Origin of the sequence: Paraburkholderia sp. RL18-085-BIA-A (assembly GCF_046027075.1) — a bacterium.
Lineage (GTDB): Bacteria > Pseudomonadota > Gammaproteobacteria > Burkholderiales > Burkholderiaceae > Paraburkholderia.
In genome coordinates, this window is the sequence record NZ_JARESU010000040.1 from 19129 (window position 1) to 31806 (window position 12678).

The 12678-nt window shown below is 64.6% G+C and carries 11 protein-coding genes; 5 read left to right on the forward strand and 6 right to left on the reverse strand.

The window, feature by feature from the left end:
• Positions 1–18: 18 nt before the first annotated feature.
• Both P0D89_RS24970 and P0D89_RS24975 read right to left on the reverse strand, forming a co-directional pair.
• The gene (locus P0D89_RS24970; RefSeq protein WP_408362330.1) at positions 19–825 is read right to left on the reverse strand and encodes an ABC transporter permease; all 807 of its coding nucleotides are present in this window, start codon (positions 823–825) and stop codon (positions 19–21) included.
• Positions 822–1535: an ABC transporter ATP-binding protein gene (locus P0D89_RS24975; RefSeq protein ID WP_408362329.1), complete on the reverse strand. Its 714-nt coding sequence runs from the start codon at positions 1533–1535 to the stop codon at positions 822–824. The genes P0D89_RS24970 and P0D89_RS24975 overlap by 4 nt, the downstream gene beginning before the upstream one ends.
• A 191-nt stretch (positions 1536–1726) precedes the next feature.
• On the opposite strand from P0D89_RS24975, the gene P0D89_RS24980 reads away from it, so the two are divergent.
• Both P0D89_RS24980 and P0D89_RS24985 read left to right on the forward strand, forming a co-directional pair.
• On the forward strand, positions 1727–4216 hold the full coding sequence (locus P0D89_RS24980) for an AsmA family protein (RefSeq protein ID WP_408377401.1): 2490 nt from the start codon (positions 1727–1729) through the stop codon (positions 4214–4216).
• Positions 4216–4341 (forward strand): hypothetical protein, encoded by a 126-nt coding sequence (locus P0D89_RS24985; protein ID WP_408362327.1) that lies wholly within the window; start codon positions 4216–4218, stop codon positions 4339–4341. Before P0D89_RS24980 ends, P0D89_RS24985 begins: the two co-directional genes overlap by 1 nt.
• Positions 4342–4524: 183 nt before the next feature.
• Here P0D89_RS24985 and P0D89_RS24990 read toward each other — a convergent pair whose 3' ends face one another.
• Positions 4525–5016: a hypothetical protein gene (locus P0D89_RS24990; RefSeq protein ID WP_408362326.1), complete on the reverse strand. Its 492-nt coding sequence runs from the start codon at positions 5014–5016 to the stop codon at positions 4525–4527.
• A 397-nt stretch (positions 5017–5413) separates the two neighbouring features.
• Here P0D89_RS24990 and P0D89_RS24995 point away from each other — a divergent pair, with 397 nt between their 5' ends.
• From P0D89_RS24995 to P0D89_RS25005, 3 genes are all read left to right on the forward strand, one after another.
• Positions 5414–7024 (forward strand): sensor histidine kinase, encoded by a 1611-nt coding sequence (locus tag P0D89_RS24995; RefSeq protein ID WP_408362325.1) that lies wholly within the window; start codon positions 5414–5416, stop codon positions 7022–7024.
• Positions 7025–7100: 76 nt separating this feature from the next.
• Complete coding sequence (locus P0D89_RS25000; RefSeq protein ID WP_408362324.1) at positions 7101–7610, forward strand: response regulator; 510 nt, start codon at positions 7101–7103, stop codon at positions 7608–7610.
• Between the two features lie 89 nt (positions 7611–7699).
• Positions 7700–9673 carry a hybrid sensor histidine kinase/response regulator gene (locus P0D89_RS25005; RefSeq protein WP_408362322.1) on the forward strand — a complete coding sequence of 658 codons (1974 nt, stop codon included), beginning with the start codon at positions 7700–7702 and terminating at the stop codon, positions 9671–9673.
• Between the two features lie 113 nt (positions 9674–9786).
• Here P0D89_RS25005 and mscL read toward each other — a convergent pair whose 3' ends face one another.
• From mscL to argE, 3 genes are all read right to left on the reverse strand, one after another.
• Positions 9787–10239: a large conductance mechanosensitive channel protein MscL gene (mscL, locus tag P0D89_RS25010; protein WP_408362321.1), complete on the reverse strand. Its 453-nt coding sequence runs from the start codon at positions 10237–10239 to the stop codon at positions 9787–9789.
• A gap of 88 nt (positions 10240–10327) precedes the next feature.
• Positions 10328–11362 carry a threonine/serine dehydratase family protein gene (locus P0D89_RS25015; protein ID WP_408362320.1) on the reverse strand — a complete coding sequence of 345 codons (1035 nt, stop codon included), beginning with the start codon at positions 11360–11362 and terminating at the stop codon, positions 10328–10330.
• 55 nt (positions 11363–11417) lie between these two features.
• Positions 11418–12662 carry an acetylornithine deacetylase gene (gene argE, locus P0D89_RS25020; RefSeq protein ID WP_408362319.1) on the reverse strand — a complete coding sequence of 415 codons (1245 nt, stop codon included), beginning with the start codon at positions 12660–12662 and terminating at the stop codon, positions 11418–11420.
• Positions 12663–12678: the final 16 nt, after the last annotated feature.

Below are 12678 nucleotides of genomic sequence, written 5' to 3' on the forward strand. Positions count from 1 at the left end.
CTTGCCAGGCCGCGCCGCTCACCGCTGCTTCACCGCGCGCTCCACCAGTCGCGCGGACAGAAACCGGTGCTCCGCCGAGAACAGCCGCCGGTACGTCAGCAGCACCGCGCCCACGGTCCCCAATGCCGACGCCGCGGCGATCAGAAACATGATGACGATCTGATAGCGCACTGCCTGCAATGGTGACTGCCCGGCCAGCACCTGGCCCGTCATCATGCCGGGCAGGCTCACCACGCCGACCACCGCCATCTGATTCAACACCGGCATCATGCCCGCGCGTACCGCCTGCCGCGCGGGCGCCTGCGCCGCTTCCCAGCGCGTCGCGCCGAGCGCGAGCGACATGTCGACGCGGTCGCGCCGCGCGGTCAATTCCTCGGTCATCCGTTCGATGCCGAGCGACACGCCGGTCAGCGTATTGCCGAGGATCATGCCGAGAATCGGAATCGCATATTGCGGCTCGTACCACGGATGAATGCGGATCACGACGAACAGGCCGACTGCCGCGACCAGCCACGAACTGGCCCAGATCGACAGCACGCTGTCCGCGCGCTGTCCGGCATAGGTGCGACTGCCGCGCTGCGCGCCCGCGAAGCCGGCGATCAGCGTCATCGCGATCATCAGCGGCAGCACGACGAACCAGCGGTCGTTGCGGAACACCCAGCCGAGCACGTAGCCGATCGCCAGCAACTGGACCACGGTGCGCAGCGCGGCCCACGCGAGCTTGCGTTCCAGATCGAGCTTGAGCGCGACCGACACCGCGCCGTTCACGAAGATCAGCAGCGCCGCGATCGCGACGTCCCACAAACTCAGGTTTTGCAAGGTCATTGGCTAGCCTCCTGATGCGCGGACGCTGCCAGCGCTGCTTCGTCGAGCACGCCGGCGCGCATCGTCAGATGACGCTCGCTCATGCGCGCGGCCTGCGCGGGATCGTGGGACACCCACATCGATGCATGGCGGCTCGGGTCGGCATCGAACCATGCATGCACGAGACCTTCGATCGCCCGCGACGACTCCGGGTCGAGCGACGCGGTCGGCTCATCGAGCAGCAAGACCTCGGGCGCGAGTTGCAGCACGCGGATCAGCGCGGTGATCTGCGCCTCGCCGCCGGACAGTTCGCTTGCGCGTTTGTCGAGAAAGTCGTCGGCGCGGCCCGCCTGGGCGGCGAGGCTCGCCGCGCGCGCGCGATCGAAGCGCACGTCGCGATAGGCGCGCAGCTCGAACGGGTAGCGCAGATTGTCTTCGACGCTGCCGTCGAGCAGCGCGGGCCGCTGGCGGATGTACGCGACGTTGCGCCGGTAGCGTGGAATCGCGGCGCGCGCGACCGCCGCGCCGCGCCACATGATGCGTCCGGCATCGAGCGGATCGAGCAATGCGAGCGCGCGCAGAAATACGCTCTTGCCCGAGCCTGACGGTCCGGTGATCGCGATGCGGTCGCCCGCGTGAAGCGCGAAGGTGGTCGGCTGCAACAGCGTCTGGCCGCGCAGCGCATCGCGCCGGACGATGCCGTCGGCAAGGACGAGGGGAACATCGGTCATGAGTTGGATCGTAGTGGGGTGGGCGTGATGGCGACGCGGTAACGCGCATTCATGGCGTCGCGCGCGCAGCCGACCTGTTGTCCGGCTGTGCAGCATGATAAAACGGCAAGCTTAAAGGCGGCGCGCCACCGAGGTCCGGGCACGATATCTGCTGCTCGGTGCGCAACGTAGAACAATCGCGGAGCCTCTCAATGGCAGGGTCGAGTAGCATCGGACGGCGGATCGGAACAATTATCATATGGCTGCTGGCGACCGTCGTCGTCCTGATCGTCGCACTCGCCATTTTCATCTTGACGTTCGACTGGAATCGCGCCCGGCCTTATGTCAACGACAAAGTCTCGCAGGCTATCGGCCGGCCGTTTGCGATCAACGGCGATCTGAAAGTGGGCTGGCGGCATCCGGCCGACGAGACCGGCTGGCGCGGCTGGGTACCATGGCCGCGCTTCTCCGCGGCCAACATCACGGTGGCCAACCCCGACTGGACCAAACAGCCGCAGTTCGCCACGCTCGACGAAATCGACTTCGAGGTGAAGGTGCTGCCGCTGCTTGCGCACGATATCGTGATCCCCGCGATCAACCTCGTGAATCCTTCCGTCGATCTCGAACGTCTGGTCGACGGGCGCGACAACTGGACCTTCAAGCTGGCGTCGTCGAGCGGTCCGTCGGAGTGGAAGCTCGATCTGCACGACATCGCGTTTGCGAAGGGCAATATCGCGCTGTCCGATCAGCAGAAGAAGGTCGATGTGCAGATGGTCATCGACACGCTCGGCCAGCCGATTCCAATCGGCGAGGCGATGAAGCAGCAGGAAGCGGCCTCGCGCAGCGCGTCGGCGCAGGCAATCGGCAAGGCGGGCGCCAGCAAGCTGACCGAGCAGGCCAATGCGCAGGCGGCTTCCGAGGCGGCCGCCGCGGCGGCCGCGGCCGCGTCTGGCGCGTCGTCCACGGAGATCAATGCGTCGGGCACGACGGCGGCCGGTGGGGCATCGGGTGCGCCGATGGCCGGTGGTTCGCATGCGGCAAGCGAAGCGAGCGAGGCCGGCGAAGCAAGCGACAGCGTGGCCGCGCCGGGCGCGAGCGGGGTGGCCTCGGCGACTGGCACGCAACGGCAGATGCCGTCGTATGCGATCGGCTGGACGGTCAAGGGCACCTACAACAAAACGCCGGTGTCGGGCAGCGGCAAGGTCGGCGGCGTATTGGCGCTGCAGGACGCGAACCGGCCGTTCCCGGTGCAGGCCGATGTGAAGGCCGGTGACCTGCGCGTCGGCCTGGTGGGCACGATCACCGACCCGGCGCATCTCGCTGCGGTCGACCTGCGGCTCTGGCTGCAAGGCAACAGCATGGCACGCCTTTATTCGCTGACCGGGGTGACCTTGCCGGACACGCCGCCTTATGCGACCGAAGGGCGGCTGATCGGTCAGTTCAAGTCGAGCGGCAACGTCTTCAAGTATGAAAATTTTACAGGCCGGGTGGGCGGCAGCGATCTGAACGGGTCGCTCACCTACACGGCCCGTGAGCCCCGTCCGCTACTGCAGGGCGAGATGGTGTCGCATCTGCTGCAATTCTCCGATCTGGCGCCGGTGATCGGCGCGGACTCGAACGCGAGCAAGGCCAAACGCGGCGACGCGACCACGCAGCCGAGCGGACGCGTGCTGCCGGTCGAGGAATTCCGCACCGACCGCTGGAAGGCGATCGACGCCGACGTCAAGTTCACGGGCCGGCGCATCGTCAAGACCACGGATCTGCCGATTACGGACCTGTACACGCATGTCGTGCTGACCGACGGCGTGCTGTCGCTGGAACCGCTGAAGTTCGGCGTAGCCGGCGGCTCGCTCGCGTCGGACATTCATCTGGACGGCAGCGCTGTGCCGCTGAAGGGCCGTTTCGCGACGTCGGCGCGGCATCTGAAGCTCAAGCAGTTGTTCCCAAACTTCAAGACGATGCAGAACGCGCTCGGCGAAATCAATGGCGACGCCGCGCTGACCGCGACCGGCAATTCGCCGGCGGCGCTCGCGGCCACGTCCAACGGCGAAGTGAAAGCGCTGATCACGGAAGGCACGGTGAGCCGTCTGCTGATGGAAGCGGCCGGACTGAACGTGGCGAACGTCGTGTATGAAAAGCTGTTCGGCAATCGCGATGTGAAGATCAACTGCGCAGCCGCCGATTTCGTCGCGACCGACGGCGTGCTCGAGTCGCGCGTGTTCGCGCTCGATACCGACGACGCGGTGATCAACATCGACGGCCACGTTAACCTGCGCGACGAGACGATGGACCTCGGCGTGCATCCGCATACCAAGGGCTTCCGGGTGTTCTCGCTGCGCTCGCCGCTGTATGTGAAGGGCACCTTCAAGGATCCACACGTGGGTGTGAATGCGGCCGCGTTGGCATTGCGCGGCGGCGCGGCGGTGGGGCTCGGCCTGATCAATCCGTTTGCGGCGTTGATCCCGTTGCTCGCACCGAGCAACAACAAGCCGCTGCCGTGCGCGCAGTTGCTGTCGCAGGTTCGTCAGGCGCCGACGGCGCCGCCGCCGGGCGTCAAGCAGCAGTCCAAGGCGCCGCTTTCACTTGAAGGCGCACCGGTCAACAAGTCGACCAAGGGGGCGGCGTCGTCGCCCGCTGTGGATGATAAAAAGAAGCCCGCTGTGAGGTCGCCGGCCAGCGCGGCCGAATACAAGGGAAGCTGATGGTGTCCATCTTGCCTGCGGACTGGCTCAGCTGGAGCTTCGGCGGCGGCCTGTCGATGATCTCTTTGTGGCTGATCAGCGTGCTGCCCGTGCGCGGCCACGCCGACGAGGCCATTGCGGAATAAGCGAGCGCCTCAACGACGGCCCGGCGTGCGGCGCGCACGCAAATGCGCAGCGCGCCGTACTTGCGTGAGTTCAGGAATTCAACCGAGGGGAAGCGGATGCAGCGCCGCCAGAGTAACAATCTGCGGCGCTGCGAGGTCAATGCAAGAGAGACGTAAGGCCGACAGCGAATGCCGACTGTGTGCCTACCTTAACGAGCGTGGCGTAGCATCACCAGCCGCATCCTGCCGGCGCACCCCGCGACGGGTGCCCACGCGCGTGGCGCCGAATTCGGTGAGGATCTTGCCGCGCGCCCGGCTGGCAAACACGAGGAAACCGAAGCCGTCCGCCTCGTACCAGTAGCCGCCGTTCTCGAGCCCGTCGAGCGGCTGCTCCAACGCATTGGTGATCGATTCGATGCAGCGCCGCCGCAACTCCGCTGCTGCCGGATAAGGCGGTTGCGCGCCACGCACGCTGCATAGGAGTACGTCGAGCCCTGGCAGCACATGCGCATAAAGAACCGGCTCGTCTTGCGCGCGAGCGCGCGCAATCTTGGTATCGAGCTGACCGAACGGCTTGAAATGCCGCAGTACCGCGAGGAACGACTCGTCGCCGTCCACCTTCGCGCGTCTACGCTTTTTCGGGAAGGACATAAAAATTCGCCTGAAAAAGAATTGCAAGAAACGCAGCGTCCTCATGCGACAACTCCCGGCTTCGCGCGCCGCACGTCGATCTTTTATAGCATACGACAAGGCCGGATTCACGGTGATTCGACGACTGCGCCGCCTCCACCGCTTCCCGCACGAATCATGCCGAACCGCCTCGCCGCGCGCTTTCGCATCCCAGCACATCTGTCTCCATCATAGACGCACGAGCCGTCGAAAAAACATCCGATACCAATAAAAAAGTCATTTTTATGTGGCCGAGCGCATCTTGCGGTGTCGTTGAAATATCTCCGGTTCACGTCGATAATGGCCCGTCCGGCTGCGTTGCGCCGCGTGCCTGTCCGCTGCAGCAGAGGTGCGGCAGCGCGGCACGCAACGGGTGTTCGCGAGCCGCTTCGGCTTGAATGACCCTTCGATCCTTCGGGTGAACATGAAACTATTCACCAAGGGTCTGCTGCTGATTGCAGTGCCGAGCGTGGTCGAGCTGGCGCTTCTTGGCGTCGTCTTCGACACCCAGGAGCAGACAGCGCAGGCCGCGCAGTGGGTCGATAACAGCAAGCAGATCCTTTATCAATCGTCGGCCATCGTCGATCCGCTGTTGCACCAGGCCGCGCGAGTGCGCACGGCGATGGTGACCGGCGACGCGTCGCTGATCGATCACCATGCGGTGTGGGTCGATCTCGGCGACCGCCTGGCGAAGCTCGACGCGCTGGTCGCACAAACGCCGCGGCAGGTCGAGCGCGTGCGCAACATGCGGCGGGCAAGCGACGCCTATCGCGCGCACGCCCTCGAGATTTCGCAGGCCATGCACGAAGGACGCAGCCTGGCTCCGTTTGTCGCGCTGGAGACCGGCGCGTTGCCCGAGCAGGTCGCATTGTTTCGCGAGGAGCTGGCCGCGTTCGGCAACGAGGCCGCGCGGCTCGACAACGACCGCTCGGCCGCGCTCGCAAGGCGGCGCGAACGCGAGCAATACGCGCTGGTCGCCGCCGTGCTTGGCTCGATGCTGATCTGGGCGGCCACCGCGGTGGTGTTTGCGCGCAGCATCGGCCGGCGGCTGGAAGTGTTGACCGGCAATGCGGAGCGGCTCGGCAGCGACCGGCCGCTCGCGCCACCGCTGTCGGGCAATGACGAGATCGCCGCGCTCGACGCCGTGCTGCATCAGACCGGCACGCGACTGCGTGAGGCGGACAAGGAGCAGGCCACGCTAAAGACGCGGCTCGAAGCGCGCGCCTATGAACTCGCAAGTGTCAACGAGGAACTGCGTCAGGAAACGCAAGACAACGAAATGTTCATCTACAGCGTGTCGCACGATCTGCGCTCGCCGCTGGTGAATCTGCAGGGTTTCTCGAAGGAATTGCAGGTATCGTGCGACGACCTGGACAGCATCGTCAGGCAGGCTGGCCTGCCGCACGCGCAACATCGGCGCATGGTGCATATTCTCGATGGGGACGTGCGCGAGTCGCTGCGTTATCTGCGCACCGCGGTCACGCGAGCCGCGGCGATCATCGACGCGCTGTTGCGGATTTCGCGCGCGGGCCGGCTCGAGTATCAATGGCAGCGGGTCAGCGTCGGGCGCGTGGTGGGCCGGGTGGTCGAGGCGCTGCAGGGCGTGATCAGCCAGCGCGCGGTGATGGTCAGCGTGCGCGAGTTGCCGCCCGCGTGGGGCGATCCGGCCGCGGTCGAGCAGATCTTCAGCAACCTGATCGGCAATGCGCTGAATTTCCTCGACCCGGCGCGTCACGGGCGTATCGAGATCGGCGCGCTGGAGTCCGAGCCGGTCGACGAAAGCGATCCGCGCGCGGTGCGCATGCGCACGTATTACGTGCGCGACAACGGACTGGGGATTCCGGCCGCGTATATGTCGAAAGTGTTCCGCGCGTTCCAGCGCCTGCATGGCGATGTCGCGAATGGCGACGGCATTGGTCTCGCAGTGGTCAGGCGCACGGTGGAGCGGCATGGCGGCCGGGTCTGGGTCGAGTCGGCCGAAGGCGCGGGGTCGACCTTTTTTGTGATGCTGCCCGAGCAGCCGTTGCGCAACTGAATCGGCGCGCGCTGTCGCGGCAACGGTGCGGACACGGCGAGCGGCGCGCACCACGAATCGTTAGCACGGAGAGCATATGAGTCACGGGGAAACGGTCAGCATCGTGCTGATCGAAGATGACGACGGCCACGCCACGCTAGTCGAACGTAATCTGCGCCGCGCTGGCATTTCGAATGGGTTCGTGCGCTTTCGCGACGGCCAGCAGGCGCTCGATTATTTCTTCGGCGTAGAGCCGGCCGATGCCGATGCCGCAGGCGGCCCGCCTGCGAGTGCCACGGCAAATGCTCCACCCGCGCGCGAGAATCTGACGAATTTCGTCGTGCTGCTCGATCTGAAAATGCCGCGCGTGGACGGCTTCGAGGTGCTGCGGCGTCTGAAGGAATCGCCCAGCACGGCCGCCGTGCCGGTGATCGTGCTCACCACCACCGATGATCCGCGCGAAATCGCGCGCTGCTACGAACTCGGTTGCAACGTCTATATCTGCAAGCCGGTCGAATACGATGCGTTCATCGAAGCGGTGCGCCGGCTCGGCTTCTTCCTGCAGGTGGTCAAGCTGCCGCCAGGCCATCGGCTCCAGGCGCCTTGAGCGCGGGCTCACGAGAAGCTGCCCGAAAGCCGATCGTGACAAGATAGATTCTTCGACCGACCCATCGACACAGCCAGAGAATGCTCCGCATGACCGAAGAAGTGTCCACGCCGCATACCGCGTATGTGCTCGTCGTCGATGACGATGAAGGCATCCTGCGGCTCGCGCGCAAGTCGCTCGATCGCGCCGGCTGCCGGGTCGCGATCTGCGCCGGCGTCGACGTCGCGCGCGAGCGGCTCGCAAGCGGCACTCCCGATCTGCTGGTGCTCGACTATCAACTCAGCGGACCGGAGACCGGGCTCGACTTCTTCCGCCGTTTGCGCGCGGAAGGCGTGCGGATTCCCGCGATCCTCGTGACCGGCTTCACCGACGAATCGCGCGTGATCGAAGCGCTGCGCGCGGGCGTGTCCGACGTGGTGCCGAAGTCCGGCGATTACCTGGATTACCTGCCCGAAGCCGTCGAGCGCGTGCTGTCGCAAGTGCGGCTGCAAAGGGCGTCGGACGAAGCGTTACTGCTGCGCGATCGCGAAGAGCATTACCGCACGTTGTCGGAAGCGTTGCCGCACCTCGTGCTGACGTACGACGCGGCGGGCGACTGCGATTTTCTTTCGAAGCAGTGGTACGACTACACTGGGCTCGCATGCAACAGCTCGTATCGTCTCGCGTGGCTCGACGCCGTGCATCCGGACGATCGTGAAGAAGTCCGCCGCAGCTGGCTCAAGGCGGTCGCGAGCCAGGCCGGCGACTACCGGCACGAGATGCGGATTCGCCGCCACGACGGCGAATACCGCTGGTTCGACGCGCGCGCGGTCGCGATGCGCGACGCCGAACGCAACGTCAACAAATGGTTCGGCACGTGCACGGACGTTCATGCGCAGCGCGAGGCGATCGAGGAACGCGAGCGGCTGCTGGCGTCGGAGCAGGCGGCGCGCCAGACCGCCGAAGAGGCGAACCGCGCGAAAGACCGCTTTCTCGCGATGCTGTCGCACGAATTGCGCACGCCGCTCACGCCGGTGCTGGCAGGCGCCCGCGTGCTGGAGATGATCCCGGACTTGCCAGACCAGGCGCGCAGCAGCGTGCGCATGATCCGCCGCAACGTCGAGCTGGAAGCGCGGCTGATCGACGACCTGCTCGATCTGACGCGGGTGGCGAACGGCAAGCTGCGTCTGTCGCTCGAAACGGTCGACGTGCACGACGTGCTGGACAGCGTGCTCGAACTCTTTCGCAGTGAGATTCAGGTCAAGCAGCAGGATGTGCATGTCGACAAGCGCGCGACGCACCACTACGTGCTGGCTGATCGCGCACGCTTGCAGCAGATGCTATGGAATCTGATTCGCAATGCCGCGAAGTTCACGCCGGACGGCGGCCACATCTATGTGCGCACGCGCGATGAACGGATGCAGGTGCAGATATCGGTCGAAGATACCGGCATTGGTATCGAGCCGGATCAGATCGGCAAACTCTTCAATGCGTTCGAGCAGGGCAGCCAGAACATGACGCGGCAGTTCGGCGGGCTTGGCCTCGGTCTTGCGATCACCAAGGCGTTGACTGACGTGCACGGCGGCACGGTCAGCGCACACAGCCCCGGCCCGCACTGCGGCGCGACCTTCACGATCACGATGCCGACCGCGGCCGCGCCGCTCGGCACGCAGCCGGCCGCCGCACCGGACGAAGTGCATCCGGCCGGACTGCTGACCATTTTGCTGATCGAGGATCACGTCGATACAGCCGAGGTGATGGCGCAACTGATTCGCGGCCTCGGCCATGACGTGACGGTGGTGGGCCGGGTCGACGATGCGCTTGCCACCACTCAGGCACAGAGCTTCGATCTGATCGTGAGCGACGTCGGCTTGCCCGACGGCACGGGCCTCGATTTCATCAAGACGTACCGCGAGCACTCGGACGCACCGGCTGTCGCATTGACCGGCTTCGGCACCGACGAGGACGTGCGCCGCTGTCTGAGCGCGGGCTTCACTTCGCATCTGACCAAGCCTGTCAATTTCGGCCAGCTTGAAACGATGATCGAAGCCGCGGTGAAGCTGAAGGCGCAGAAGCTTGCGTGACGCTTGCGCTGCATGAGCGCGTTTTCCCGCTCAAGAAAATGAAAGGCCTGGTGCGACAACTATCGCAACAGGCCTTGCTTACTGGGCGCGGCTAATGCGCCGGGTCGCTATTTTCAACGTGGTGAGTTCTTCAGCGAATCGCGGATTTCACGCAGCAGCAGCACGTCTTCCGGCGTCGGCGGCGGCGCCGCTTCGGCCGGTGCGGGTTCAAGTGTTTTGCGCAGATTGTTGATGAACTTGACCATCAGGAAAATGATGAACGCGAGAATCACGAAGTTGATCAGCACGGTGATGAACGAGCCATAACCGAACACTGCAACGCCCGCCGTCTGCAAGTCTTTATACGACGAAGGGTTGCCGTGGTAGGTGGGCGGAATCTCGCCGAGCCGGACAAACTTGTTGGAGAAATCGAGGCCGCCGGTGGCAAGCCCGACAACCGGCATGATCAGGTCTTTAACAATTGAATTGACGATGGTGGAAAATGCGCCGCCGATAATCACACCGACCGCGAGATCCATCACGTTGCCCTTGAGGGCAAATTCCTTGAATTCCGTGATCATGCTCATAGAGATTCCTCCCAGATATCGATGGTCGAATGATACCAACCTGGGACGGATAGGCTAGTGTTTTGGCCTGGAAATGCGCCGATTGCGTTTATTGAGGAAACTGCGACTCGCTATGGCGCGCGCGCTCGAGGTGCGCGGCAAAACTGACCGGATCGGTATTGGTGCCGCACAACAGCACGCCCACGCGCTTGCCCTGCAGCTGCTCGCGCAGCGGTCCGAGCAGCGCTGCGGTGGCGGCCGCGCAGGCCGGCTCCACGGCCAGCTTCAGTTGTGCGAAGAGGATCAGCATGGCCGCGCGCAGTTGATCGTCGGAGACGGTCACGAGCTGGTCGATATGGCGGCGGCATAACTCGTAGCTGTATTCCTCGGTATGCGGTGACATCAGCGAGTCCGCGATGCTGTGCATCTGGCCCATCTTCACCGTGTGATTGGCGGCGAAACTCTTGCTCATCACATCCGCGCCCTCGGGCTCGACGCCGTACACGTGGACCATCGGATTCGCGAGTCGCATTGCCGTGGAGACACCGGCGGCGAGACCGCCGCCACCGACCGGCACGATCACCGCTTCGAGGTCTGGGGTTTGCGTGGCCCATTCGTAGCCGAGCGTGGCCGAGCCCAGCACCGTGCGATAACCGTTGAACGGATGCACAAAATACCGGCCTTCTTCGGCCTCGATACGGCGCACCAGTTCGAACGCTTCGGCAATGTCCTCGGCGAACACGATGTCGGCGTGATATTGCCGGCATAGGGCGACGCGCGCTGGATTCGCCGAGCGAAACAGCACGACCTTCGCGCCGATGCCAAGCCGCCTGGCCGCATAGGCGAGCGCCACCGCATGATTGCCGCCCGACACGCAGGTGACCCCAGCGCTGCGCTGTGTTTCGTCGAGCGCGAGCAGGTTCGTGAACGCGCCACGCGCCTTGAAGCTGCCGCCCGCCTGCAACAATTCGAACTTGAAATTCACCACCGTGCTTTGCAGCGATGAAAAGTCGAGCCGGTCGAATACCGGCGTTCGCATGACCCACGGCGTCAACGCAAAATGCTGCGTGGCGATGTCGTCGAGCGTGGGGATCGGCTCGCCGTCGATCGTGTGGTCGGTGTGCTGCGGGGTGGCGGTAGACATGGCGGCAGCGTGTTGTCCTCGGTATGTGTTAAGACCTGTTTCGCGGCGCTCAGTTTCAGACTGCGTGCGCGCCCACCGACATGCTGTGAATGAATTTGTGCAGGAAGCGCTCGCATGCCACCAGCTGATCCAGCGCGACGAATTCGTTGGCCTTGTGCGCCTGCTGGATGTCGCCGGGCCCGCACACGATGCTCGGAATGCCTGCCAGCGAAAAGAGCCCGGCTTCGGTACCGTACGCGACCTTGCGCTTGTCCTGGTCGGCGGTCAGCGCGCGCACGAGCTGTGTAATTGCGGCTTGTTCAGACGAATCGAGTCCGGGGGCCGCGGCGATCTTCGTGATCTCGATGGCCGCCGACGGATGTTCGCGCAGCATCTTCGGCAGCAGCGTTTCACGCGCGTATTGATCGATGCGCGCGAAGATCGGTTCGGGATCGAGCGTGGGCAGATTGCGGAATTCGAACTGGAACCTGCATTCGGCCGGCACCGTGTTGAGCGCGTTGCCGCCGCTGATCGTGCTGGTCTGCGCGGTAGTGAAGGGCACGTCGTACAGTTCGTCGAACGGGCCTTGCTCGCGGAACTGATCGGCCATGTCGCGGATGTAGCAGATCAGGCGCGCCGCGTATTCGATCGCGTTCAAGCCCTGCGGCGTCAGCGACGAATGCGCGGCCTGGCCGCGCACGCAGCACTGATACGCGTTGATGCCCTTATGCGCAACGATCGGGCGCATACTCGTCGGCTCGCCGACGATGCAGCCGTCCGGTTTCACGCCGCGTTTCATCAGGTCGGCAATTAGCAGCGGGGCGCCTGCGCAGCCCACTTCCTCGTCGAACGACAATGCGAGGTGAATCGGCTTGGCCAGCTTCGTGCGCTGCATGTCCGGCACGAGGGCCAGCGCGGCGCCGATGAAGCCTTTCATATCGCAGGTGCCGCGGCCATACAGTTTGTCGCCGCGAATTTCCGGTTTGAACGGATCACTGTCCCATTGCTGGCCGTCCACGGGCACGACGTCCGTATGACCCGACAGCACCACGCCGCCATTGGTCTCGCCGTCGTGGGCGGGGATGGTGGCGAACAGGTTCGCCCATTTGCCCCTGGTGTCGTGCGTGAGCGTGGCTTCGACACCGAGCGCGCGCAGTTCGTCGCGGACCGTTTCGATCAGGCCGAGATTCGGATTGCGGCTGACTGTGTCCATCGACACGAGGCGCGTGACCCAAGGCAGCGAGACGGGAGAGGCAACCGACGCGGAGGCGGACGATTGTGACGACTGCGAGGACTGCGCTGATTCAGCGACGTGAGACATGAACAGGACTCCGGCA